The organism is Photobacterium kishitanii (assembly GCF_000613045.3).
Classification (GTDB): domain Bacteria; phylum Pseudomonadota; class Gammaproteobacteria; order Enterobacterales; family Vibrionaceae; genus Photobacterium; species Photobacterium kishitanii.
On record NZ_LN794352.1, the window covers coordinates 2,014,518 to 2,040,709 of the forward strand.

At 39.0% G+C, this 26,192-nt stretch carries 27 protein-coding genes and 1 tRNA gene; 15 read left to right on the plus strand and 13 right to left on the minus strand.

Going from position 1 to position 26,192, the window contains the following annotated elements; genetic code table 11:
- Positions 1-9 precede the first annotated feature (9 nt).
- The 5 genes from btuC to pheS form a co-directional block, all read right to left on the minus strand.
- Positions 10-1,002, minus strand: a complete 993-nt coding sequence (btuC, locus tag PPBDW_RS09480) for a vitamin B12 ABC transporter permease BtuC (RefSeq protein ID WP_036795079.1) — start codon at positions 1,000-1,002, stop codon at positions 10-12.
- Between the two features lie 101 nt (positions 1,003-1,103).
- Positions 1,104-2,165, minus strand: coding sequence for a succinylglutamate desuccinylase (locus PPBDW_RS09485; RefSeq protein WP_036795081.1), 1,062 nt, complete (start codon positions 2,163-2,165; stop codon positions 1,104-1,106).
- A 195-nt stretch (positions 2,166-2,360) separates the two neighbouring features.
- Entirely contained in the window at positions 2,361-2,657 is a 297-nt protein-coding gene (gene ihfA, locus PPBDW_RS09490; RefSeq protein ID WP_036795089.1) for an integration host factor subunit alpha, read from the minus strand.
- 454 nt (positions 2,658-3,111) lie between these two features.
- The gene (gene pheT / locus PPBDW_RS09495) at positions 3,112-5,496 is read right to left on the minus strand and encodes a phenylalanine--tRNA ligase subunit beta (RefSeq protein ID WP_036795091.1); all 2,385 of its coding nucleotides are present in this window, start codon (positions 5,494-5,496) and stop codon (positions 3,112-3,114) included.
- Positions 5,497-5,516: 20 nt separating this feature from the next.
- Positions 5,517-6,500, minus strand: coding sequence for a phenylalanine--tRNA ligase subunit alpha (gene pheS, locus PPBDW_RS09500; protein WP_036795092.1), 984 nt, complete (start codon positions 6,498-6,500; stop codon positions 5,517-5,519).
- A 295-nt stretch (positions 6,501-6,795) separates the two neighbouring features.
- Here pheS and PPBDW_RS09505 point away from each other — a divergent pair, with 295 nt between their 5' ends.
- The 4 genes from PPBDW_RS09505 to PPBDW_RS09520 all read left to right on the plus strand — a co-directional run bounded on the left by PPBDW_RS09505 (position 6,796) and on the right by PPBDW_RS09520 (position 8,424).
- On the plus strand, positions 6,796-7,065 hold the full coding sequence (locus tag PPBDW_RS09505; RefSeq protein WP_036795093.1) for a hypothetical protein: 270 nt from the start codon (positions 6,796-6,798) through the stop codon (positions 7,063-7,065).
- Between the two features lie 183 nt (positions 7,066-7,248).
- Positions 7,249-7,500, plus strand: coding sequence for a phenylalanyl-tRNA synthetase subunit alpha (locus tag PPBDW_RS09510; RefSeq protein WP_036795095.1), 252 nt, complete (start codon positions 7,249-7,251; stop codon positions 7,498-7,500).
- A gap of 234 nt (positions 7,501-7,734) precedes the next feature.
- Positions 7,735-7,992 (plus strand): YiaA/YiaB family inner membrane protein, encoded by a 258-nt coding sequence (locus PPBDW_RS09515; RefSeq protein ID WP_036795097.1) that lies wholly within the window; start codon positions 7,735-7,737, stop codon positions 7,990-7,992.
- A 21-nt stretch (positions 7,993-8,013) separates the two neighbouring features.
- Positions 8,014-8,424, plus strand: a complete 411-nt coding sequence (locus PPBDW_RS09520) for a hypothetical protein (protein ID WP_036795099.1) — start codon at positions 8,014-8,016, stop codon at positions 8,422-8,424.
- 151 nt (positions 8,425-8,575) lie between these two features.
- Here the strand turns inward: PPBDW_RS09520 and rplT are convergent, their stop codons facing one another.
- The 5 genes from rplT to yqfB form a co-directional block, all read right to left on the minus strand.
- The gene (gene rplT, locus PPBDW_RS09525; RefSeq protein WP_036795101.1) at positions 8,576-8,929 is read right to left on the minus strand and encodes a 50S ribosomal protein L20; all 354 of its coding nucleotides are present in this window, start codon (positions 8,927-8,929) and stop codon (positions 8,576-8,578) included.
- A 45-nt stretch (positions 8,930-8,974) separates the two neighbouring features.
- Positions 8,975-9,169: a 50S ribosomal protein L35 gene (gene rpmI / locus PPBDW_RS09530; protein ID WP_005367387.1), complete on the minus strand. Its 195-nt coding sequence runs from the start codon at positions 9,167-9,169 to the stop codon at positions 8,975-8,977.
- Between the two features lie 101 nt (positions 9,170-9,270).
- A complete protein-coding gene (gene infC, locus PPBDW_RS09535; RefSeq protein ID WP_080888971.1) occupies positions 9,271-9,822 on the minus strand; it encodes a translation initiation factor IF-3 in 552 nt (183 codons plus the stop codon).
- Positions 9,823-9,825: 3 nt separating this feature from the next.
- Positions 9,826-11,757 carry a threonine--tRNA ligase gene (gene thrS, locus PPBDW_RS09540; RefSeq protein WP_036795104.1) on the minus strand — a complete coding sequence of 644 codons (1,932 nt, stop codon included), beginning with the start codon at positions 11,755-11,757 and terminating at the stop codon, positions 9,826-9,828.
- Between the two features lie 196 nt (positions 11,758-11,953).
- The gene (yqfB, locus tag PPBDW_RS09545) at positions 11,954-12,280 is read right to left on the minus strand and encodes a N(4)-acetylcytidine aminohydrolase (protein WP_036795105.1); all 327 of its coding nucleotides are present in this window, start codon (positions 12,278-12,280) and stop codon (positions 11,954-11,956) included.
- Positions 12,281-12,560: 280 nt separating this feature from the next.
- Here yqfB and PPBDW_RS09550 point away from each other — a divergent pair, with 280 nt between their 5' ends.
- Positions 12,561-13,430 carry a fructosamine kinase family protein gene (locus PPBDW_RS09550; RefSeq protein ID WP_036795106.1) on the plus strand — a complete coding sequence of 290 codons (870 nt, stop codon included), beginning with the start codon at positions 12,561-12,563 and terminating at the stop codon, positions 13,428-13,430.
- Positions 13,431-13,597: 167 nt separating this feature from the next.
- The gene (locus PPBDW_RS09555) at positions 13,598-13,801 is read left to right on the plus strand and encodes a CPXCG motif-containing cysteine-rich protein (RefSeq protein ID WP_036795107.1); all 204 of its coding nucleotides are present in this window, start codon (positions 13,598-13,600) and stop codon (positions 13,799-13,801) included.
- A 5-nt stretch (positions 13,802-13,806) separates the two neighbouring features.
- Here the strand turns inward: PPBDW_RS09555 and PPBDW_RS09560 are convergent, their stop codons facing one another.
- Positions 13,807-14,412 (minus strand): riboflavin synthase, encoded by a 606-nt coding sequence (locus PPBDW_RS09560; protein WP_036795108.1) that lies wholly within the window; start codon positions 14,410-14,412, stop codon positions 13,807-13,809.
- A gap of 263 nt (positions 14,413-14,675) precedes the next feature.
- Between PPBDW_RS09560 and PPBDW_RS09565 the strand changes: the two genes are divergently transcribed.
- The 9 genes from PPBDW_RS09565 to PPBDW_RS09605 all read left to right on the plus strand — a co-directional run bounded on the left by PPBDW_RS09565 (position 14,676) and on the right by PPBDW_RS09605 (position 21,763).
- Entirely contained in the window at positions 14,676-15,332 is a 657-nt protein-coding gene (locus PPBDW_RS09565; protein WP_054262052.1) for a hypothetical protein, read from the plus strand.
- Positions 15,329-16,345: a glycosyltransferase family 2 protein gene (locus PPBDW_RS09570; RefSeq protein ID WP_045042705.1), complete on the plus strand. Its 1,017-nt coding sequence runs from the start codon at positions 15,329-15,331 to the stop codon at positions 16,343-16,345. Before PPBDW_RS09565 ends, PPBDW_RS09570 begins: the two co-directional genes overlap by 4 nt.
- A complete protein-coding gene (locus PPBDW_RS09575) occupies positions 16,338-16,718 on the plus strand; it encodes a GtrA family protein (RefSeq protein ID WP_036795109.1) in 381 nt (126 codons plus the stop codon). The genes PPBDW_RS09570 and PPBDW_RS09575 overlap by 8 nt, the downstream gene beginning before the upstream one ends.
- Positions 16,715-17,869 carry a membrane protein gene (locus tag PPBDW_RS09580; RefSeq protein WP_036795110.1) on the plus strand — a complete coding sequence of 385 codons (1,155 nt, stop codon included), beginning with the start codon at positions 16,715-16,717 and terminating at the stop codon, positions 17,867-17,869. Before PPBDW_RS09575 ends, PPBDW_RS09580 begins: the two co-directional genes overlap by 4 nt.
- A 206-nt stretch (positions 17,870-18,075) precedes the next feature.
- Positions 18,076-19,446, plus strand: coding sequence for an MATE family efflux transporter (locus PPBDW_RS09585; protein WP_036795112.1), 1,371 nt, complete (start codon positions 18,076-18,078; stop codon positions 19,444-19,446).
- Between the two features lie 105 nt (positions 19,447-19,551).
- Complete coding sequence (locus tag PPBDW_RS09590; RefSeq protein ID WP_237043538.1) at positions 19,552-20,613, plus strand: DUF3080 domain-containing protein; 1,062 nt, start codon at positions 19,552-19,554, stop codon at positions 20,611-20,613.
- A gap of 94 nt (positions 20,614-20,707) precedes the next feature.
- A complete protein-coding gene (locus tag PPBDW_RS09595; protein WP_036795114.1) occupies positions 20,708-20,968 on the plus strand; it encodes a DUF5062 family protein in 261 nt (86 codons plus the stop codon).
- Positions 20,969-21,199: 231 nt separating this feature from the next.
- Positions 21,200-21,276, plus strand: a tRNA-Val gene (locus PPBDW_RS09600).
- 142 nt (positions 21,277-21,418) lie between these two features.
- Positions 21,419-21,763 carry a hypothetical protein gene (locus tag PPBDW_RS09605; protein WP_036795116.1) on the plus strand — a complete coding sequence of 115 codons (345 nt, stop codon included), beginning with the start codon at positions 21,419-21,421 and terminating at the stop codon, positions 21,761-21,763.
- Positions 21,764-21,829: 66 nt separating this feature from the next.
- On the opposite strand, the gene PPBDW_RS09610 is transcribed toward PPBDW_RS09605, so the two are convergent.
- Positions 21,830-24,919 carry an efflux RND transporter permease subunit gene (locus PPBDW_RS09610; protein WP_036795118.1) on the minus strand — a complete coding sequence of 1,030 codons (3,090 nt, stop codon included), beginning with the start codon at positions 24,917-24,919 and terminating at the stop codon, positions 21,830-21,832.
- Positions 24,906-26,087, minus strand: a complete 1,182-nt coding sequence (locus tag PPBDW_RS09615; protein WP_243423008.1) for an efflux RND transporter periplasmic adaptor subunit — start codon at positions 26,085-26,087, stop codon at positions 24,906-24,908. Before PPBDW_RS09615 ends, PPBDW_RS09610 begins: the two co-directional genes overlap by 14 nt.
- Positions 26,088-26,192: the final 105 nt, after the last annotated feature.

Here is a 26,192-nt window from a genome sequence, read left to right on the forward strand (position 1 = left end):
TATCATAATTTAATCCAACTGCGAACGCATTAGCATCCAAATAAAGACAGGCGCACCAAGTGATGTTGTCACCACACCAATCGGTAAATCGGCATCAGTCAATAACACCCGTGATAATGTATCTGCTAATACTAATAATATCCCACCGCAAATAGCCGATAGCGGCAATAAATACCGATTCTCGGTGCCCAATTGTAACCGTAATAGGTGCGGTACAACCAAGCCAACAAACCCAATCACACCAGCAAGTGCCACCGAACAACCCACTAATAACGACACCATTAAGATCAGTAGCCATCGAATACGCCTAACATCAACGCCTAATTGCCGTGCTGCTACATCACCAAGCATCATCACATCCAATGACTTACCTTGCATACAAAGTACAACTAATACTGGCACAATAAAAAATAGTAGTGACAATTGCTCCCAACTCACCCCACCAACACTGCCCATTAGCCAGTACATCAGTTGACGCATACTTAAATCATCACTGAAATAAAATGCCCATGTCACTATTGCACTCGATAAAATACCTAAGGCAACCCCAATTAATAATAATCGAGCCATAGAGACTTTTTGTCGTCGAGAAAAGCCAACTAAAATAAGCGTAAACAATAACGCACCAGCCATAGCAGCAAACATAGTAATAACGGGGGTTGGTACGATAGGAACAAAGAATAAGAGCAATACAACGGCTAAGCTCGCACCGCCTGAAATACCAAGCACGCCAGGCTCAGCTAATGGGTTACCTAATAACACTTGTAGAACCGCACCAGAACTGGCTAATGCAGCCCCCACAATCAGAGCTGCTAATACCCTTGGTATACGTAATTGCAGTAATAATTGCTGCTGAAGAGCACCATCAGGTGCCCAAGGTACAATCCATACTTCACCAATAGCAATAGCAAACAGACAAATACCGATCAACACCATCGACGAAACTATTATCCAAATACGCCACCGTTGTTGCTGTTGATATAATAATTCATTTAACAACATTAAGACTTCATTACGATTAAAAGAGTAAGGTCAAATACCATACCCTGTGACTTTCACAATGAAAAGAAACGCCTCTAAAACTGCAGTATTAAAACTATTAATCAAGATGATGCGTTACTTTTAGCACAAACTCTAACTTGTTCATCAAAAATCAAATTAGCTTTTTTTACCATCAATACCGCTCGTTGCCCTACTACCACATGCCGATTAGGAAAAACAACGGCTTCCCCACCAACACTTGCGGTATAAGTTTGACTACCATCCACTGCAAATTCATCGCCTTCTGCAAAAAAAGTAAAATTGGCAACATCATCATTAAACGTAAAATAGAATTCGGCTTGTCGTTTAACAATCGTACGACTAACCTGATACACCTCGACTTCATTGGTCCAAATAATTGGCAAAGCGACATCCGTAATGAGTTGTAAAATAGCATGTCGAAACGGCGCTAATACGGTGAAGTCATTATGCCCAAGTTTACCCACTCGCCCGAGTTCAACAGTCAGTGCCTGCGCGCCATGATATTCAGCGCTATACCAAGCAAATGTTGGTGATGGCTTATTAGAAAGCAGAACTGCGTCTAATTTAGCGTGATGGATAAAGCTAAACAATTTATTACTGCGCGTCTGTTTATCAGTATAGGGGCTTATTGCAAAGGTATCATGCTGTGACGGCCGAATAGCACAATGTAAGTCTAGATGCCATCGTTCAGGTTTTATCGCAATAGAAGTACCATAAAAGCTGTTTATCGCCAATTGTAACGCGTTCGCAATACGACACTCGTTATTTTTCTCAAAATTCCTAACTTGAAACAATCGATTCATGTTTTCAGCCATAAATCGTTGCTGATGATTAATCGCTTCAGGATGCGCAATAATTAATAATAAACGATGTACCGGTTGGATCTGGCCTAATACTACACCTGAAGCTATTTGCTGAACGAGTTCTATCGGAGAAGTCTCATCACCATGAACGCCACAAGACAAAACAATATCTTTTGTATCACTGGCTAATTCTCGCGGCGTAATTTGTAAGACACCACGATATAACAGCTGACAATGTAATCCAGAGTCTAAGACCCACTCTCCAGTAACAAAAGGCTGTGAAAAATCGCACGTTGCTTTAAGAAACTGTCCTCGTTTTATCTGTTCGATTAAAGTCATATACCAACCTCCTTGTTCATTATAAATAAACTCCCTATATTTATTCTTATCGCATCCTAGAGATAAGAAATAATGACGTCACTATTATTAATATAGTCATGCCACAAGTGACATCCTAAAAATAGGGTAATAAAAAACCCAAGTAAAAATACATTTACTTGGGTTTCAGTTCAGATCAGCAAACTTGCGAAAGATTTATTTATTAACTTCTAAACTTTCGACACGAGCCTTAAGCTTCTGACCAGGACGGAATGTAACGACACGGCGTGCGGAGATAGGGATATCTTCACCCGTTTTAGGGTTTCTTCCAGGTCTCTCATTTTTGTCACGCAAATCAAAGTTACCAAAACCTGATAATTTAACTTGCTCACCATTTTCTAGAGCCTTCCTAACTTCTTCAAAGAAGACTTCCACCGTATCCTTGGCGTCCCGTTTGCTTAATCCAACATTTTCAAACAGGTTCTCAGCCAAATCGGCTTTTGTGAGCGCCATAGATAACTCCCTCAAGACTATGTTGAATGGATAGTGTACATACCAATTATAAAAGTATGCCACTGTGAATAAGGTATATGTCAATTAGAGATGTAATTCTAAACTGCAAAAACTACGGGACTATATTATCCCTCTCACTATTAACTAGACTCAGTCTAAGCCAACTCGCTGATTTTCGCCAACTTTTTTACGTTAACTTCATGTCAAATAACACCATTTTGGTTGCATAATTTTACTATAACAATGCATCTAGTTGACCTTCCCCACACCACGAACAGCACTAAACCACTAAAAAATTAGCAATATACAGTCAAAAACTCTACTTCATAACTAAGAAATAGAAAATATGACTATTTATCAAGCTGTTATTATTTTTTAGATCTAGATCAAAAAAAAGCAGCCTCTAGAGGCTGCTTTCCTAAAACAAAGACTTAAATTTGATTATGGTGTTTTTTTAGTCACGAAGTGACGCATCAAATTTTTCTGCTAATGCATTAACAATACTTTCTACTGCTGCTGCAATATCAGCTTCTTCTAATGTACGCTCAGTTGATTGCAATGTTAGCGCAATCGCAAGACTCTTCTGACCGTCATCTACACCTTTACCAGTGTAAACATCAAACAGATTAACTGCTTTTAAGAGCTCACCACCGTTTTCACGACAAGCAGCCACAACATCACCAGCTGCAATATCTTCACTCACTACAACCGCAATATCACGACGGTTTGCAGGGAATTTAGAAATAGCGACAGCTTCAGGAAGCATACGAGTATTAATTGCTGCCCACTCGATTTCAAATACAATCGTACGACCGTTTAAGCCAAACTTACGCTCTAGCTCAGGGTGTACAGTACCAATGAAACCAATTTCTTTGCCATCAACAACGATTGCTGCTGATTGACCAGGGTGAAGTGCTGGGTGTTTAGCTGCTTTAAAGCTATAAGCATCTTTTGCTGTTAGCTCAAGAACGGCTTCTAAATCACCTTTAAGATCAAAGAAATCAACAGTGTTAGTTTCAATATCCCAATGCTCATCACTACGGTTACCCGCAATTACACCAGCAAGCATCATTTCTTGACGCATGCCGTTTTCCGCTGATTGCTCAGGTACAAAACGTAAACCAGCTTCAAATAAACGTACACGTGGTTGCTGACGCTTTTGGTTGAACACTACTGTATTTAGTAGGCCAGTCCATAGGCTCAAACGCATTGCTGACATATCCGCAGAAATTGGGAATGGCAGAATCAATGGTTCAATTTCAGGCACGATCAGTTTTTGCTGCTCAGGCTCAACGAAACTGTAAGTAATTGCTTCTTGGAAACCACGACCGACTAGCAAATCACGTACACGTTTCAGCGGTAAATTCGCTTCTTTGTGTAGGTTCATGCTCAGTGCGGCAACTGGTGATTGATTAGGAATGTTGTTGTAACCGAAAATACGGCCCACTTCTTCTACTAAATCTTCTTCAATTGCCATATCGAAACGCCATGCAGGTGCTGTTGCTTTCCAGCCAGCATCTGTTGTTTCAACATCACAACCTAGACGTGTTAGGATCTCTACTACTTCTTCTGAAGCAATAGCATGACCTAATAGACGATCTAATTTAATACGACGTAATTCAATCGTTGCGGCTTTGGGTAAATCAGCTTCTGATTCAGCTTCAACGATTGGTGCTACTTCACCACCACAAATTTCAACGATAAGTGCTGTTGCACGTTCCATTGCTTTCATTTGTAGCGTTGCATCAACACCACGCTCAAAGCGGTGTGAAGAATCAGTATGTAGACCATAGCTACGAGCACGACCACGAATCGCATCAGGTGCAAAAAATGCACACTCAAGCAAAATATCTTTCGTTTCAGTGCTAACACCAGAGAATTGACCACCAAAGATACCTGCAATTGCAAGGGCTTGAGTGTCATCTGCAATCACTAGTGTATTGCTGTTTAATTTAGCTTCGCTACCATCAAGAAGCGTCAGCTTTTCATCCTGCTCTGCCATGCGAACAACAATACCGCCATCGATCTTAGCCAGATCAAATGCGTGCATTGGTTGACCCATTTCAAGCAATACGTAGTTAGTAATGTCAACGATAGGATCAATTGAGCGCGTACCACAACGACGTAGCTTTTCTTGCATCCACAATGGCGTCTCAGCTTGTACGTTCACATTGCGAACGATACGGCCAAGGTAACGTGGACATGCTACCGGTGCTTTAACATCAATTGAAATTGTATCAGCCGCTGTTGGCGCAACAATATCAAACTGAGGTTCAGTCACTTCAGTACGGTTAAGAACACCAACTTCACGAGCAAGACCGGCAATGCTTAAACAGTCAGCGCGGTTCGCTGTTAGGTCAACATCGATAGTCACATCATCAAGACCAAGGAATTCACGGAAATCAGTACCCAGTACTGCATCCGCAGCTAATTCCATAATACCGTCAGACTCAACATCAATACCTAGTTCAGTGAAAGAACAAAGCATACCGTGAGACGGTTGACCGCGTAGTTTTGCCTTCTTGATTTTAAAATCACCAGGCAGAACAGCACCAACAGTTGCAACAGCAACCTTGATACCTTGACGACAGTTAGACGCACCACAAACGATGTCTAGTAACTCTTCAGCACCAACATCTACTTTTGTTACACGTAGTTTATCAGCATCAGGGTGTTGAGCACACTCAACAACTTGACCAACTTTAACGCCAGTGAATTCACCAGCAACTGCTTCAATACCGTCAACTTCCAAACCAGCCATTGTGATTTGGTGAGCTAGCTCTTCGCTGTTTACTGCAGGATTAACCCACTCGCGTAGCCAAGATTCAGAGAATTTCATAGATTTCTAGCCCCTAGTGCTTACTTGAACTGTTTTAGGAAACGTAAGTCGTTCTCAAAGAACGCACGTAAATCGTTAACGCCGTAACGAAGCATAGTTAGACGCTCAACGCCCATACCAAATGCAAAGCCTGAGTACTTCTCAGGATCGATGTTAACTGAACGTAGAACATTAGGGTGTACCATGCCGCAGCCTAGTACTTCTAACCACTTACCATTCTTACCTTTCACGTCAACTTCAGCAGAAGGCTCTGTGAATGGGAAGAAAGAAGGACGGAAACGTACTTCAACTTCTTCTTCAAAGAAATTACAAAGGAAATCGTGAAGAATACCTTTTAGCTGAGCAAAGTTTACATTTTCGTCAACTAACATACCTTCCACTTGGTGGAACATTGGTGTGTGAGTTTGATCGTAATCATTACGGTATACACGGCCAGGCGCAATAAAGCGGAATGGCGGGTGACCATTTTCCATAGTACGGATCTGAACACCAGAAGTATGCGTACGTAGCATCAGATCTGGGTTAAAGAAGAACGTATCGTGATCGGTACGTGCCGGATGATCTTCGGCAATATTCAATGCATCGAAGTTGTGGAAAGCATCTTCGATTTCAGGACCGGCTTCAGTTGTGAAACCAAGCTCACCAAAGAAACTTTCAATACGCTCAATGGTACGCGTCACTGGGTGAAGGCCACCATTTTCAATACGGCGACCAGGCAAAGAAACATCAACAGTCTCAGCAGCAAGCTTAGCTTCAAGCTCTGCTCGTTGTAGACCGTCTTTACGCTCAACAAGTAATGTTTGTACTACTTGCTTCGCTTTATTAATCTCTTGACCAGCAGTGCGACGCTCTTCTGGTGGTAATTTACCTAGGGCTTGTAATTGAAGAGTTAAATGACCCTTCTTGCCTAGAAATTGAACTCGGACTTCGTCCAGAGCAACTGATGAATCAGCCTGCCCAATAGCTGCCGTTGCGTTGGCAATAATCTCGTCTAGATGTTGCATCGTATCCTCATCCACCCACAGGTGGCGTCCTTAAGGGAGATATAAAATCGCGTAACGATACATACTAAAGAAAGCAGCGTCTAAAACCAAATTGAATCGTAATAAAACAGTAAGTTTGGACGAAAAAAAAACGTCTTTTGCCGTTAAAATCTGAATTTGTGCTTTTTCAGTACACTAACGTCCAGCTACATAAAGCTATAAAACAGATTTCGCACACCTATATTCCATTTTTCTCTCTTCCTAAAATGAGATGAAAAAAGTAAATTTCAGCGGTATTTACTTTGGAATAATCATCATGAACACCCAAAACTTTTCGGCTTTAATCAAAATGAGCCTTATCGCATCTTTACTTTGTTTAAGCCTTGTTGTGCTTGGTAATTATGGCTTACTTTCCAACATGCCGATTGAAGTCAAAGATATGACCAGCAATCAAACCCATATTGATTACATCCATATCATTTTCTACGTTGTTTTTAATTGTATGTTTGTTGGGTTTCTTGGCTGCCTTCTTTGGAGAGCAAAACAGTCACAACGACAAATGAAGCAATACCTTGCTCATAACTAATTGTTAATATTAATTAACTAACATAAATGCTTATATGAGCGCCTCTAAACGTTATATACCAATTATTGAGGCGCTTTATATGTAATAATGCTGTGATAAATACGATCTTTTTTTATCAAATTGGTTTTAAAATTACATTTTTCAGTGTAAATTATGATCAATGTCAATGTTAGGAACCATATTATGAATACTAAAGATCTTGCTGCTCTCTCAAAAATTTCAACTATCGCTGCGATTCTTTGTACTGCTCTATTGCTGCTTGGTAATTATGGCCTGGCATCAGCAATGCCAATTGCTCCAGAAGAGGGTTTCAATTTCATTAATCTAGTCTTCTTTATGGGCTTTAACGCATTATTTGTTGGTTTCCTAGCCTTTTTACTTAAAACTCTAGCAACAGCAAACAAAAAACGTAATCAACGTTACGCTCGCGCATAAGTATTAACTACTGAATTCTATTTTAAAGCCAGCAATTATCGTTTATCGACATATTACTGGCTTTTTATCATCTCAACGCCTTCTATATTCCTTCCCCCTAAATATATCCTCCTCCACACAAAGAATAAAAAACAGTGTTGCATTGGTTGGTGTTATCGACTACCATAATTGAACACTGTTTTAAATGTGTTTATAAAACACTCTTTACGTAATTAATTTACACCGGAGATTAATATGAAAAAGCAAGATAACTATTGGTTAAACTACGCTAAAGCAACTTTTATCATTGCCGCCATTGCAATGATTATCAGTATTATAAAATTACCAGGCGATCTAATCGTAAAAGGTTACTACAGTATTTGTAGCCTATTTTTAGTCAGTGCAACTATTACTTTAAGTAAAGCAATTAGAGATAATACTGAGTCAAATCAATTAATAAATAAAATAGAACAAGCAAAAACAGCTAAGCTATTAAATGAATTTGACGAGTAATTGATAACAATGAACACGATAATGGTAATCAACGAGTTGGTAACACAACTCGTTTCATTAAACCGACTAATCGTGCACTCCCAGCACAATATTACCAATCAACATATCTCTATATCAGCCCACCAATCTACTCAACGTTTATATCAATCTCAACTCCAGCACTTACTAGCAGCCCCATCCACTAGCCCTCTCCAATACATTACTTTGATTAAAAAACAGCAACAGCATGCGCTAACACTCAAGCAATTAACACAAAGAGTCTACCAACAACAACGGCAGCTAAAACAACACCAACAGTTAAAGCAAACCGCTTACCACTGGCTAAAACAATATCAACAACAAGGACACGGTAATAGCTATCAGCAATTAAAAACGGAAGCAGCATTATTAGTGCTCTCAAATAAAGTATCACTGCAATTAGAACTATCATAATACGAGGTGCGAGGTGCGAGGTGCGAGGTGCGAGGTGCGAGGTGCGAGGTGCGAGGTGCGGAACAATATCAACTAGTAATAACTTATCTACCGCTTTAAACGAAAAAAGGAGAGCCGAGGCTCTCCTTTTCAACTTAAAACTAGACTGAAATTACAGTGCAGCTTTTGCCTTTTCCACAAGAACAGTGAAAGTAGCTTTGTCGAATACAGCAATATCAGAAAGGATCTTACGATCGATTTCGATAGATGCTTTCTTCAGACCGTTGATTAGACGGCTGTAAGACATACCATTTTGACGTGCAGCAGCGTTGATACGAGCAATCCAAAGTTGACGGAAAGTACGTTTCTTCTGACGACGGTCACGGTAAGCATATTGACCAGCTTTAGTAACAGCTTGGAAAGCTACGCGGTAAACACGTGAACGTGCTCCGTAGTAACCTTTAGCTTGTTTAAGAACTTTCTTGTGACGTGCACGCGCTTGTACACCACGTTTTACGCGAGGCATAGGAGACTCCTAACTAAAATTAAAAAAATATAAAACTAAAAACGATTAAGCGAACGGAAGCATACGAGCAACTGCAGCCACTTCACACTTAGGAAGGATTGCATTTGGACGAAGCTGACGTTTGTTCTTAGTAGTACGTTTAGTCAGGATGTGACGCTTAGTAGCGTGCTTAAACTTAAAGCCACCAGCTGTTTTTTTGAAGCGCTTAGCTGCGCCACGATTTGTTTTCATCTTTGGCATGAGATGATAACTCCGCATTGTTGATAGTTAATAATCATAGTAATAGGGCGAACAAAAAGCGCTACTTAAAAGCAGCGCTTTTAGCTACTTGAATGCCGTTATTACTTCTTCTTTGGGGCAAGCATCATGGTCATTTGACGACCTTCTACACGATTAGGGAAACTTTCACAGACCGCGATCTCTTCAAGTTCTGCCTTAATACGATTAAGAAGCTCAATACCAATGCCTTGGTGGGCCATTTCACGACCACGGAAACGTAGTGTGACTTTACCCTTGTTGCCCTCTTCTAAAAAGCGAGTCAGGTTGCGTAGTTTTACCTGATAATCGCCTTCGTCTGTACCAGGTCGGAATTTAACTTCCTTGATCTGGATTTGTTTTTGATTCTTCTTTTGCTCTTTAGCAGCCTTGCTCTTTTCGAACAAGTACTTACCATAGTCCATCACACGACAGACTGGTGGCTCGGCATTAGGGCTAATTTCAACTAGATCCACACCAGCATCAAGAGCAACATTCATTGCTTCTTCAATAGAAACAACACCGACTGATTCGCCGTCAAGGCCAGTTAGACGAACTTCACGTACGCCACGAATTTCTTCATTCAGACGATGCGCGTTTTGCTTAACTGGTGCTTGGGTTCTTTTTCCGCCTTTAATACCTTATTCCTCCACAATATTGAGCTTACGATTGCTGATTTCTTCTTGCATAAATGCAATTAATTCATCAATCTTAAATTTACCCAAATCTTTACCCTTACGAGTACGAACTGCTACTACGCCTGCTTCGACTTCTTTGTCACCGCAAACGAGCATGAAAGGCACTCGCTTCAAAGTATGTTCGCGGATTTTAAAGCCAATCTTCTCATTTCTCAAGTCCGCATTGACTCTAATTCCACTTTTTTTCAATTTTTCTACAATTTCTTGCACATATTCTGCTTGAGAGTCAGTAATATTCATCACTACAGCTTGCTGAGGCGCCAACCATGTTGGGAAGAAGCCTGCGTAATCTTCGATAAGAATACCGATAAAGCGCTCTAGTGAACCAAGAATTGCACGGTGAATCATAACCGGTGTATGGCGTTCGTTGTCTTCACCTACATATGTAGCGCCTAAACGCTCAGGTAATGCGAAGTCAAGCTGAACAGTACCACATTGCCATGCGCGATCAAGGCAATCGTGAAGTGTAAACTCGATCTTAGGACCGTAGAATGCACCCTCACCTTCTTGAATATCAAATGGAATATCCATTGACTCAAGCGCGGTAACTAAATCGGCTTCAGCTTTGTCCCACATTGCATCAGAACCTACACGCTTTTCAGGGCGAGTCGATAATTTAACAACAATGTTATCAAAACCAAATGTCTTGTATGTATCATACACCATTTCGATGCAAGATGTAACTTCTTGTTGTACTTGTGCTTCTGTACAAAAAATATGCGCGTCATCTTGGGTGAAACCACGAACACGCATAATACCATGAAGTGAACCTGAAGGCTCATTACGGTGACAAGAACCAAACTCAGCCATACGTAATGGTAAATCGCGGTATGACTTAAGGCCTTGGTTAAAGATCTGTACGTGACCAGGACAGTTCATCGGCTTGATAGCGTATTCACGGTTCTCAGAACTTGTAGTGAACATCGCTTCAGCGTACTTATCCCAGTGACCAGAACGTTCCCAAAGCACACGGTCCATCATTAATGGGCCTTTTACTTCTTGGTAATCGTATTCGTTTAGTTTTTCACGAACAAATACTTCTAGCTCACGGAAGATAGTCCAACCGTTATGATGCCAGAATACCATACCAGGAGCTTCTTGCTGCATGTGGAACAGATCAAGTTGCTTACCGATTTTACGGTGGTCACGCTTTGCAGCTTCTTCTAAACGCGTTAGGTGCGCTTTCAGTGCTTTCTTATCGTGGAATGCAGTACCGTAAATACGTTGCAGCATCTTGTTATCGCTATTACCACGCCAGTATGCACCAGCAACGCTTAATAGCTTAAAGTTCTGACAGAAACCCATGTGTGGTACGTGTGGACCACGACACATGTCAATGTATTCTTCATGATGGTATAGACCTGGACGATCGTCACGAGCAACGTTTTCATCTAGGATTTCGATCTTGTACGTTTCGCCACGTGCATCAAACGCATCACGCGCTTCTTGCCAGCTTACGTTTTTCTTCACAACTTGATACTTAGTTTTCGCTAGTTCAAGCATGCGCTTTTCAATAACTTCAAGATCTTCTTGCGTTAATGATTGCTCTAGATCGATATCGTAGTAGAAACCGTTGTCAATCGTAGGACCGATCGCCATTTTTGCTTCAGGGTACAATTGCTTAATTGCATGACCTAGCAAGTGTGCACATGAGTGGCGAACAATTTCAAGACCGTCAACATCATCTTTTGCTGTGATGATTTCTAGGCTTGCATCATTTTCAATAAGATCACAAGCATCAACACGAACACCATCAACACGCCCTGCGATGGTTGCTTTTGCAAGACCAGGACCGATTGAAAGTGCAACGTCCATTGTTGATACAGCGTCATCGAATTGACGTTGACTACCATCAGGAAGAGTAATAACAGGCATTTAAATATCCTTAAACAGTGGTGCCACACACCAAGTAGCACATGTTGAGTTAATAAAGCTTTTAGAGAAGCTTTTATGAATAAAATATTTTTACTTTGGTGCCGCAATACAGAGCAACACGTTAAGGCAAAAATAGGATGACACTATACAAACGGTAACAAGATATTGCAAAGGATCACCCTAAATTTTTATCCTACTAATTCACTAAGGCGTAATTCACTACGTACAGTTTCTCGATACCAGGATAGATATCGTGAATAACAGCCTTAAGCTCTGCTAGTGTCATATTTTCCTGTTGTGCATGAAAATCATTCAAATCACTAAATGCTATCGGTTCAACAGTCAAAATTTCTAAACGACAAAACCAGCGTCCGTCTTCATAAGTTGAGACATCAACAGTTGTACCTGGTACATAATGACTTTCAGATTCATCACGAATAGTTATCGTTTTTTTACCCGACAAGATATCGCTTTCAAAACGCGCAAAAAAAGTCATTTCCGTAGGAATTACAGTAATCGTCATTGATGTGTCCTTTATTACTTAATAAATTTCGGCTTAGAGTAACTGCAAATATTTAAAAGTAAACGAACAATAGCAAAGAAAAATAAATATTTAAGGGGTATTAATAATATTCCATTTTTAATTCTATAAATATTATTACCTTTACTTTCAATATTTTACAAAGCACAGACGTAACAAAATACTTAAAATAGCTTCGACTTCACAGATATATATAAATGAAATGAACTAAGATGTTGATAGACAAGTTTTATCTAGTCCAATTTAATGCGTGGAGGATGCTATGTGGCAGGCTATTTCTCACCAATTGTCGGAAGTACTTGGTCGACAATTCAAAATAAATGAACGTGAAGAAATTCAAGGCGGTGATGTTAATCAATGCTATTGTGTTAGTGATGGAGAACAACGTTTTTTCATTAAACTTAATGACAAAAATCAACTCGCTGTTTTTGAAACAGAGGCTGAAAGTTTACGTATTCTCAACGAAGCTAATTGTGTTCAAGTCCCGCAACACTTCCACCTTGGCACTTGTCGTGACAAATCTTTCCTTATTCTAAACTATCTTCCCACCAAAACCATTGATGATGACGCAGGTTATAAACTTGGCCAACAATTAGCACAACTTCATTTATGGGGTGAGCAAGTTGAATACGGCTTCGATTTTGATAACTATATTGGTCTAACACCTCAACCTAATAAATGGCGTCGTCGCTGGTATAAATTTTTTTCTGAACAGCGGATTGAATGGCAATTACAACTTTGCGAAGAGAAAGGACTTCATTTTGGTGATATTGATACGATAACTGCAAATGTTGCTCGACGTTTAAGTAACCATCAACCCAAGCCCTCCTTACTCCATGGCGACTTATGGCATGGCAATACTGCATTAACTGTATCTGGACCTATCATCTTTGATCCCGCTACTTACTGGGGTGATCGTGAATGTGATGTCGCAATGACTGAATTATTTGGTGGCTTTCCTGCAAGTTTCTATCAGGGCTATCAGTCAGTCTACCCTTTAGATGAGGGCTACCAAGATCGTAAAGATCTTTATAACCTTTATCATATTCTTAACCACTGTAATCTTTTCGGTGGTGAATATATGGGACAGGCACAGCATATTATTGCTAAACTTATGCTATGGGAGGAATAACGCTCCCTCTTTTATTATCCGCCTGTCACACCAACACTTTTGCCTCTAAGTGTTGGTCGTTCTTTAATTAGTGGTAAAATAGATAACTAACAACTAGGATCAATATAAAGTCATACGATTATAATTCATCGAGCTATGTATTCAGCTATAGATTATAAGGATACGTCATGCACAAATATTCAAATCAAAGCGTCAGCTGCCCACATTGTGGCCATATTATTAGAATCCCGCTTGATGCAAGTGCTGGCAGTCAAGAGTTTTATGATGACTGTTCTATCTGTTGTAATCCAATCCATTTAACAATGGAAGTTGATGAGTTACATAAAACCATTAATTTGTTTGTCGATGCTGATGATGAACAAATATTTTAATATTATTATTTATTTGCCATCATACGTTCAACTGTCTCTACAATAGCTTGTGTTTGTGGATCAATTTCAATATTAATAACGTCATTTATGATGCGATTTTTAAGGTTCGTTCGTTGTAACGTTTCAGGAATTAAACTTACACTAAAACAACCATCTCCCACTTCAGCAATCGTTAAGCTAATACCATCAATACCAATATACCCTTTTGCAAAAATATATTTTATCAACTGAGGCGGTACCGAAAACCATATTTGATGATTATTTTCAGAAGTCTTCACGGCCGACACCATAGCAGTCGCCATAATATGACCCGACATAGCATGCCCGCCAATCTCATCACCAAATTTAGCAGCGCGTTCAACGTTAACATAATCCCCAACATTGAGTAGGCCTAAGTTAGTTACATTCAATGTTTCTTGCATTAAATCGAATGAGACTAATTGATCGTCAAAACCAGTAACAGTCAAACAACAACCATTATGTGCCACTGATGCGCCCAAGGATAATCCTTGCATCATATCTCGTGGTAAACGAATAATATGGGTTTGAAAATTCTGTTTTTTATCAATACTAACGACTTGTGCTATACCTTGTATAATTCCAGTAAACATATCTATCCTTATGTCTATTCGATAATTTAACCTATGATTAAGGTGTTGGTTTATCAAACAATGTTGTTCAAAAAAGTGCTTATATGTCCAATAAAGTAACTATATTATCAGCTACAGTTGTCAAAAATAACTTTTTGACATTAAAGTGACACTTTAAAGCACGATGAGCGTATTAATTGTATAACAATAAAAGTTAGCCTATTTTGACTCGCTTTTTCTATTTCTATACCTAGCCAACAAATAACACGTATATAAGGTACACTATGGCCGCTGATGTCTCATCTACCGTTACACTATCGCTACAGCAAAAACAAAAACAACCTGTTTTACGTGTTTTGCTTATTGCCTTATTAGTGGTGTTATCAGGTTACTATATTTGGGTGCTTTACAAAGCAATAACACCTAATGTAAGCCTGGCCTACAAGGCTTATTATATTAAAAATCAAACATTATATTGGCAACCAAAACAGCCAAATCTGACATTAAAATTACCCATTAAATTAAAGGTCACTGATAATGTCCCTAATTTATCCCGCGCGGGTTGGAGTTTTGATACCAGTAACAATATGCGTGAATTAACTCAACAAGGTGGCTTATACTTTACGCTACCTACTGCGCCAGCAGCAAATATCAAAATTACATTTACCTTAGCAAAAGCACAGCAGCAGATAAAGCCTCTGTCATTTACCTTTAATCATCATCAAGGTACGTTATTGCCACAAGCACAGGGAAAAACGCTTGTTGCTCAATTGCCAAAACAACAATTTTTATCAGCGTCACAGCAATTACAAACATTTATATTAACAACACCAACACCATTGCAAGTTACTACTATTAGCCTAACACCAACGAATGTAGATACCTTACCTATGCCACATAATACTGGCCATCTTAATCAAAACACTGGGAACGTAAAATGAATCATAAACCAAACCCGCTTGATTATCGTTTATCGCTTATTGTGCCAGTCTACAATGAAGAAGTTGCTATTGAGCCCTTCTTAGATGCTATCAATGATAAACTGAGTAGCATTCGTTCACATATAGACATTGTATTCATTAATGACGGTAGTAAAGACAATACTCAGCGCGTTATTGATAAAATGATAGAACAAGATCCAACTATCTCATTAATAAACTTTGCCCGTAACTTTGGTAAAGAAGCAGCAATGACCGCAGGCTTAGATTACGTCCAAGGTGATGCTGCCGTTATCATGGACGTCGATTTACAAGATCCACCCGAAGTGATCCTTGAATTTGTCGAGCTATGGTTAACTGGCAACTATGACACTATTTATGGTGTACGTGTGGATCGCTCACAAGATACTTATACCAAACGATTAACTGCTGGTGGTTTTTACCGTTTCTTCAACTTTTTATCAGCAGAAACCACATTACCTGAAAATGCAGGCGATTTTAGATTAATTAATCGCTGCGTAATTGAAACCGTTAAGCAATTACCTGAGCGTAATCGTTTTATGAAAGGTTTACTTGCTTGGTCATCATTACGCGCGATTGGGGTCAATTTCCAGCGTCCTGAACGTCTTGTTGGTGACACCAAATTTAATTATTGGAAACTGTGGAACTTCGCGATGGATGGCATCACAAGCTTTACTGCTTGGCCATTACGTGTTTGGGGATTTGTCGGTTTTGGTATCTCCTTTTTATCTTTCATCTTTTTAATGTATATCGTTATTAGTGCCTTATGTTTTGGTGTCCATACTCCAGGTTATGCCTCTACTATTTCAGTAGTGCTTTTTTTAGGCGGTATCCAGTTGATTTCTTTAGGTGTTATTGGTGGTTATGTCAGTCGCATTTATACCGAGCTCAAACACCGACCAATCTATTTAGTTGAAGATGTATACGGCAACTATAAAAACAATCAACACCTCACACCAACAACGTTAAACAAGTCTAACAATAATTATGAGTGATTCTTTTCTTAAGCATTTTTGGCAACTTAATCGCTTTGCCATTGTGGGATTATTAGCAACAGCGGTGCACCTGTCAGTCGTACGGCTGTACTTTTTTCAGATTGCACATCCATCAGAGTATATCGCTAATATTCTAGGATTTACTGTCGCATTTTTGGTGTCGTACTTTGGCCATCGTCATTTTACTTTTGCACAAAAAGGCTCATTTTTTAAATTCTTAGCAGTCTCTCTGTTTGGCTTTTTAATTAATAACATCATCTTAGTGACATTATTACAAACAGCGCATGTTAAAGGTTGGATCGCGGTGACCATTTCAACCTTGTGTGTACCAATCATTACTTTTATTTTATCGAAATTCTGGGTCTTTAAATGAATCCCTTATCTCTTACTGATATTCGTCTGACTCGTAAAGATTGGTTAAACTTAATCTTTGCTGTCATTGTTAGCCGTATTGTCATCTATGCCCTTGGCCTTTGGGGTGTTAGCATGTTTATGACAGGGCATTATGCAGAACAACCATTACTACAAACTGTGTGTCGTTTTGACTGTGTATGGTTCTATCGCATTATTGATAACGGCTATGATCTTGTCCCTCAATGGCTTGGACAAAAAAATGCGGCAAATTGGGCATTTATGCCATTACAACCATTTCTTGGCTGGATATTCTCCCATTTAACGACCTTTGAGAACCCAATAAATAACTATCGCTTTGGCCTAGCATTTGCTTCTAACCTCGCGTTTTTATTTAGTATCCCAATGGTATTAATGGTACTAAAACAGCTAAAAATAAGTGACACAACACGCTATACCATGATTTGGGCATTATGCTTTTCGCCTTACACCGTTTATTCATCCGCGGGTTATACCGAACCATTATTCATTGCATTAGTCGCTGGCGTGTTTTTATTTAGCTACCGTCAGCAATGGTTTTGGGTTGCCGTTTTGGGCATGTTAGCAGCAGTAACCCGCAATCTAGGGGTATTTTTAGTATTTCCAGTATTAATCATTGCTATTCAGCATTATGGTATTCAAAGCTTTTTACGCTTTAAGACACCAGCACTGAAAGTCTTAGCGGCTATTTGGGTGATCCCTATTGGCTTTTTTGGCTTTATGACTTATATGTATTTCCATGTTGGAGATGCACTTGCGTTTGGGCATATTCAAATCGCTTGGGGACGTCAACTTACCAATCCATTCCATTGGCTAAAATTTGGCTTAGAGACTGGTGGTCCTAAGTTATACCTCACGATCATGGCATTGCTTGCTTTTGCTCTTAATATCTACTTAGTCGTACGTAAGTATTATGCCGAAGCGTTATTTATGTTTATTTGCTTAATATTGCCTCTTTCTTCAAGCCTTAATGCGATGCCGCGTTACGCATTTGGCCTTTATCCAACCTTTCTTGGATTAGCTTTGCTTGTCGAACGTTACCCTAATATTAAGATCCCAATGCTATGTATTTTTAGTGCTGCAAGTACCTTTATTGCGATGGGTTTCTTTGGACATCATTTCTTTACCGTCTAATCAAATATAATAACTGTCAACTTAAGCTAACGGTCTCGATTATCACCTATCGAGGCCGTTTGTTTTTACATGCATAAAGTGTTAAATAGTACTTGGCTTTGTTAGTTTTATTTATATAATCCAGCCCATTTAGGGCGCATTAAATAGTAACTAATGACTATTAAGTCTCCCCCCTTTTTATTTCCTCATTTTTGGAGCCATGCTGAGTGCAAAATTACAGAAAAGAAACAGCGCAACTGTTAAAACTTGCTATACCCGTCTTAATTGCTTCAGTCGCCCAAACATCGATGGGATTTGTTGATACAGTTATGGCCGGTGGTGTAAGTGCAACAGATATGGCGGCCGTTGCTGTTGCTGCAAGTATTTGGCTACCCTCAATTTTATTTGGGGTTGGCCTGTTAATGGCTATTGTTCCTATCGTGGCCCAACTGAGTGGTTCCGGTAAAAAGGACAAAATACCGTTTGAAATTCAGACCGCTTTTATTCTCGCCGTACTGATTTCAATTCCAACCATGTTGATTCTTTACAACGCTGGAATTTTAATCCATTACATGAATGTCGAGCCAGTATTAGCTGAAAAAACTGTCGGTTATTTACATGCAGTATTATTTGCAGTACCTGCATTTTTATTTTTCCAAACCCTAAAAAGTTTCTCTGAAGGTTTATCGTTTACCATTCCTGGCATGGTGATTGGATTTTTAGGTTTATTACTCAATATCCCTCTTAACTGGATTTTTGTTTACGGTGAGTTTGGTATGCCAGCACTCGGTGGGGTGGGTTGTGGTATCGCAACAGCTATCGTGTATTGGTTTATGTTCTTTGCCATGCTTGCATTCGTCTTAATTAATAAGCGTCTTAACAGTCTTAATGTTTTTAGCGTGATTTATCCGCCTAAATTTGCCGCGATTAGTCGCTTGTTCAAATTAGGCTTTCCTGTTGCCGCCTCATTATTTTTTGAAGTTTCTCTGTTTGCGGTTATTGCATTATTGATCTCACCACTAGGGCCAATGAAGGTTGCGTCACACCAAATTGCAATGAACTTCTCATCCTTAGTCTATATGTTACCGATGAGTTTAGCCGCAGCGGTTAGTATCCGTGTCGGCCATAAAATGGGACAAGAAGACATTATTGGCGCTAAAATTGCGAGTCATTGCGGATTAATTGTAGGTACATCATTAGCATTTTGTACTGCAATTTTAACGGTCATTTTCCGTGAACAAATAGCATTACTGTACACTGATAACCCTGAAGTTATTATGTTTGCAGGTCAATTACTGTTATTAGCAGCAATTTACCAATGCAGTGATGCAGTACAAGTTGTTGCGGCAGGCGCACTACGTGGCTATAAAGATATGCGAGCAATTTTCTTCTGCACCTTTATTGCCTATTGGTTACTAGGATTACCTATTGGTTATATTTTAGGAATGACTGATTGGATAGTTAAACCTATGGGTCCGGAGGGCTTTTGGATTGGATTTATTATCGGCTTAACGTCTGCGGCAATAATGCTCGGCATGCGTATGCGCTGGGTGCATAAACTTGATGCCAAACACCAAATTGAGATGTCATTACGCTAACAGTAAATAGTCCCAGACTTAAAAAAGCGATCTTCGGATCGCTTTTTTTGTCTAAAATTGCAAGCTTACATATGCTTAAATCATTGCCACTAAACTTGGGCTATGATGAAAATATTATTATTGGTATTTTTTTGCTCACTGCTACTAACTAGCTGCAAAAAAAACACTACCGAAGTTTTGTTAGACACTTATCAACAACGGCTTGCTAATGTGTTGGATATAAAGCCCACAGAAACACCAGCGCTTAGCTTACCCATCTACCCTGGTACACGGTTACTAAAACAACCCATATCTGATATTCGAATGGGATTATTAAATGCTTATGAACTACGCCAGTGTGGTTTATTTCAGTTGATTGCTGAACGCAATTCTGTATTAGGAAAAGTGCAGGATCAAACTCGCCAACTACGTTATGAGCTTCTGTTTTTAAAACAACTCGATCATTGTCTGAACATTCTCAATAATACCAATATATTGTGGCCTCAACTAAAAGATATTTATTATCAAAAACAACAGCAATTACCACAAGTATTATGGAATATGGTATTTACAGGTCAGGAATGGCGTCAGCAATTTACGCTAGATCGTCAATTACTGGAGCAACAGCAATTTGGAGGCTATATCGAGAATTTAGCCGCATTTGATTATTTAGATACTTTAACGACAACAATAACATCTCATAATCTATCTAAAGCACTTACAACACTGACTACTAACAATATTGATTTGCTGCTTTATCATCAACAACAAATTCACAATACTCAATATCTTGGCCAACTTTTTTATTCGATAGCTAGAGTCACAGCCAGGCTTAATACCGTTACAACTCAACTTATTCGTCATGAGCAAGATGTAATTTGTGGTAAAAATATCAACCAACAGCAAGCTCAATATTTACGTAATGTTTTTTATAAATATTACGCAAAAGATATTCAACCCTATCTAAGTAAATTACATTCGCAGTATCAACAATTACAACCATATTTAGCTAGCCTCTACACAACGCTAGCTAAACACCACATTCAGCCATCATCCATGATGACAGTATATGCTCGTTATTATTTTCAAGGTGAACTGCAACATCAATTTCAACAAGCAACTATTGAGCACGTGAATTATTGGCAACGATTATTCAAGCGCTGTAATTTTAAGGTTGGACTTCAATAACTTGCTGCCAACCTCAATTATCATTTTTGCTACTATTAGTTCATTTTAATAATAGGTAAACTACACTACATTGTAGAGGTTCAGGGAGATAAGAATGAAAAAACATAAAAATGAAGCAAAACTTTTAAAGAAAGCATTAGAACTCGGTTTCGCCTTTGCAAAAAAACAAGGATTTAATGATTTAGATCGCGGTGTAGGCTCAACTGATCGCGTTGAATGTATTTATCGCTTATTAGTACAATGTAAACAAATCACTCCATTAGCCGTCGATAAAGAAGACGGCGTTAACATGAAACACAAACTGGTATTGTGGATTATTCGTCTATTACCAGAAAATCATGAGCTACTGCAATAACCCCAACTCATATTGCCACTAGTACTTTCTAGTGGCATCTATTATTAACAATGTGCGTAATATCACATTCGTCTATTTATCTATCACCAAAATTAACCAAACTGGCTATTGTGCAAGCAAACGCACTGAATTCCCTAAAAAACTTTCTTTAAACACTTGCCTAGATTAGAGCGACTCGCTAATATGCTTGTCATTCGCTGATTACGATTAAACAGTAATGATGCTGAAGTTGCTCGCTTAGCTCAGTTGGTTAGAGTACTTGCATGACATGCAAGGTGTCACTGGTTCGAGTCCAGTAGCGAGCACCATCTTTTAGATACAAAAAAGCCTGCTTTTAGCAGGCTTTTTTGTATCTGGATCATAACAATAGCAATCTATAACCCCGTTTAGCGACAACCTATCCATAATTGGGTAATATTCGAGTCTATTAGAATAATTGACGATATGACTATGAAAATTACTGTTGATGGTGGCTCATTTAAAGTATCAATTGATACTGAATTTGAAGGCTTACTAACTGAAGCTAATGCTGTTTTTAAAGAAACATTAGTGCAAGCTAAATCAAACGACAAAGCTATCTTACGTTTTCTACAAATTATCCTAGAACACCGCGACAGCGATGATGCAATTGGCTATGCCGTATTAGGTTTACTCGGCTGGTATGACTCAGCAATTACTCCAGTAACAGATAACGATATTGAATTAATTTTACCCAAAATCGTACCACACTTACTTAATCCTGCTGGAGATATCAATGCTACTAGCGATAATGACGCTGCAACATTCCAGCATTGATTTACGCCATTCCAGCATTAAAAAAGCCACTCATAAAGAGTGGCTTATAACATTATCAATAATGTATTAATCACTTTTCTTGGCTGATGTTAACTGTTGCCAGTATTCTCTAATATTCCATCGTCTTACTTTTGCCATCACCACATAAGCAATTGGCACAACAAACAACGAAAATACAGTCCCGAATATCAATCCCCCCACCAGCACAAGACCGATATTAATTCGTCCAATTGATCCAGGTCCTACAGCAAATGCTAATGGTAACGAACCAATAATCATCGTAAATGATGTCATCAATATTGGTCTTAAACGAGACTTAGCACTCGCAATAGCAGCATCATAGGCATTTAAACCATATTCTCGTTGCTGTTTATTCGCAAAATCAACCAATAGAATACCGTGTTTAGTCACAAGCCCAACCAGCGTCAATAATCCGATTTTAGAGTAAATATTGAGACTCTGACCAAAAGCACTTAAGGTTAATAATGCTCCCACTAAGCACAGTGGTACAGTCAACATTATAATCAACGGTTCAATGAAGCTTTCAAACTGCACAGCTAAAATTAAGAATACAAAAATCAATGCCATAGCGAAAATTAACACCATACCATTTGAAGAATCTTGCAGATCTTTTACTACGCCATTAAATTGATATTGCTGCCCTTTTTGCAACAACTTAGGCAAATGCTGATTCACAAATTGCTGCACATCACTAGCATTATAACCAGGCATCAAATCTGCCGTAATCTCAGCACTATCAAGCCCCATAAACGTTTTAATATGAGACTCAGCAGTCACTTGCTTAATCGTTACAAACTGCGATAACGGTAATGCTTGTCCTGTTTTAGACAAGACATATAATTTATTTAATACCTTAAAATCACCTAATGATTTTTTATTTACTTGCACTTGAATCGGATAAGTATAGCCATCCGCCATTTTTAAATCAGCGGCTTTTACCGATCCTAAAAAAGTAGATACTGCACTAGTGACAGCTGCATAATCAACATCTGATAACACCACTGCATTTTGATCTATTTTTAAATCAAATCGTAATACATCACGATGCATTGAATTACTGACATTGGATACTCCCGCATAATCCTCTAGTACTTTCTCAACTTTCGTCGCGGTATTACCTAATGCCAATGTGTTTTTGTTGAGCGTGGTCAATTCAAGTACTAGGCCTGATGGTAAATTCAAATTATCCGCTGAACGGACTGACATCGAAACACCATATTCTGACACCGTCGCTTTAGCTTTTGCCATTAAGCGACTAATAATTTGCTCAATATTTTGTTTCCGTTCATCCCATGGTTTTAACACCAAATGATTTTCAGGCGTCGATTCAATATAAGACATATTAGCTTCAATTGCGGGATCACCATTAAAGACACTATTCAACTGGGCATTATTTTGCAGATGATAAGCTCGCCCTACTCCTGACGGAGATTTAGTCGATACTGAAATAAAACCTGTATCTTCAATTGGTAATAGCGTTTTAGGCATCCACCACACTGCAGCTGTTGACGCGCCAATCAGTAATATAGCAATCGCAACTAACCACTTTTTCTTGGTAAAAACGAATCTTAATAGTTGTAGGTATTTAGTTGTTAACTGATTAACTTTAGCCTCGACCCACACAAACCAAGCCGGTGAATGAGTAACCGGCTTTAATATATAAGCACTCATCATTGGGGATAATGTTAAAGCTATAACACCTGAAATTAATACTGCAGCAGCGAGCGTAAAAGCAAACTGATGAAATAAATCCGCGGTTAACCCTGACATAAAACCTATCGGACAGTAAACCGTCGCCAAGGTTAAGGTCATTGCAATAACAGGAGCCACAATTTCTTTACTGCTTTCTATTGCAGCATCTAACGGTTTTTTGCCTTGCTCAATATGCCGAAAACAGTTTTCAACCACCACGATGGCATCATCAACAACCAAACCAATGGCAAGAATAATTGCTAGGATCGTTAATACATTAATACTAAAACCCAAAGCAGCCATAACAGCAAACACACCGATGACACACACAGGAATTGTAATCAATGGAATAAGCGCAAATCGGATTGAGCCTAAAAATAGTACGACCACAGCAGCGACTAATACAATCGCTTCAATTAATGTTTTAAACCCTTCATCAATCGAGGCTTTAATAAAATCAGCTTGGTTATAAACCATTTTCATTTCAATGGAGCTAGGAATATTCATTGATGCCATCGCCGCTTTAACTCGCTGAGCGACAACAACTGGATTCTCACTTTTAAGTGGTAATGTCTGAATCGACATCCCTAATTGACCATTAATATGCAATATTGAAGGAGTTAAACTTGCATCGTCTTTAACAACATTCGCAACATCATCAACACGTACAATATTACCATTATCGTAACGCACCACTAAATTGCGCACATCATCAACACTACTTACCGAGCTCACCGGATTAATTGAGAAGTCACGTACCTGACCTTGGATTGTTCCTGCTGTAAAAGTGGCGTTATATTTACTTAACGTGCTGACCACATCAGTAGCGGTAATGCCAAGTGACATCATTTTTTCTGGATCAAGCCAAACATGAATAGCTTGGCTACTCCCACCGTATGGCCCCCACACACCACCGACTCCAGGTATATGACTAAACTGAGGAATAAGTTGCTGACTAATAAGATTATACATTTGTTGCTTAGTTATTTTTCCCTTTGCAACAAAGGTAATAATATTACTTGGCAGCGCATTTTCTGAAGAATCATCTGTTACCACTGGTTTATCAATCATACTTGGAGGGAAGTTATTAATCGCCTCCACTTTACTGCGCAAGTTATTCATTAAACTCGCGTATTTCACATCCGATACATTATCTTTAAAAAAGACTTTTAAGGTACACGTCCCTTCTTGGCAGTCAGTATTCATATTTTTAACTGACTCTAAACCAGTCGCGGCAGAAATAAGTTTATCCGCTACATTATCAGACATAAACTCCGCACTTGCGCCTGAAATATTCGCTGTAACTGTCGCATTCGGAGCACGATGATCTGGAAAATATTGCACCGGCAAACTTTGTAAGGCCACCACGCCTAACAACACAATCGCAATGCAGAGTACACACGAATAGATCGGATGCTTGATACAAACCTCAGGCAGCTTCATGCTTCGCTCCTTGATTTGAGCTATCGGTGATTTTTTGTATTGGTTTATTTGAAGGAGAGGATTGTTGCGTCGCTTTTTCTGTCGAGGATGACGGTAAAGCTGATGCTCTAGATGCTGTAGATGCTGTAGATGCTGTAGATGCTGTAGATGCTGTAGATGCTGTAGATGCTGTAGATGCTTGGAGCTTAACCACAGAATCTGGTTTTAAGTTTTGTTGCCCTGCAACGACAACTTTATCATTAACAGCAAGACCTTTTTTAATCACCACATAACCATCATTGGTGTTATCACCGAGAACAACAGGCTGTTGTTTGACCCCCTTACCATCATAAAGCCATACATAGCGCTTATCACCATCAACAATCACTGCTGTTTGAGATACTATTGGGTAAGTGACATTTTTAGCAGAATGTTGCGTCACTTTAGCAAACATACCTGGTATCAGTAATTTATCGGTATTTTTGATATTTGCCTGAACATCAATACGACCCGATTGTGGATCCACTTCAGGCGCAATGTAATTAACAACACCAGTGAAATGTTTATCTTTATAAGCATCAACAGAAATAGTGACCTGCTGATTAGATGCTGCTTCAGCTAGTTCTTGTTGGCTAATAGAATAGGCAACTTGCACAGGATCGTTTTTGATTAACGACACCACGACATCATCAGAACTAATACGGCTACCAATAGAGTATTTGAAATTAGTTAAACGACCATTAAACGGCGCTATTAATTGATAATTCAGTAAAGCATCTTTTTTTTGTTGTACGTCTACTTGTACTAAATGTGTTTGTAGTTGTTGATTCTCAATGTCTTGCTTTGATATCGCATCAGGCTGTTTTTGTATCAACGCTAACATACGATGTAATTTAGAACGCTCAATCGCATATTGTGTTTCAGACTTTTGAAGCTCTGCTTTTGGTTGCGTACTATCAAGTCTCGCAATGACATCCCCTTTATGAACATAAGCGCCATCAGGAAAGCATTTTGTTATTAATTTTTCGGAGGCACTAAAGGTTAACGCCGTAGAATCAACGGCAGTAATTTTACCTACTTCCTGAAAGTCTTGGTTAAACGTTCGATTTTTTATATTCTGAATTTTAATCGGAATTGATGACGTTTTAGCAGGCTCACTCGCCAACGAAGATAATGTTGTAAACAGCATAGGAAAAACCAATACACCAATTAAAATTCTGCTCTTATACTCCATAATAGTGCTCTACTTCATGCAAACCATACCCATAGGGTATCAATATTCGCTCATTGTTCG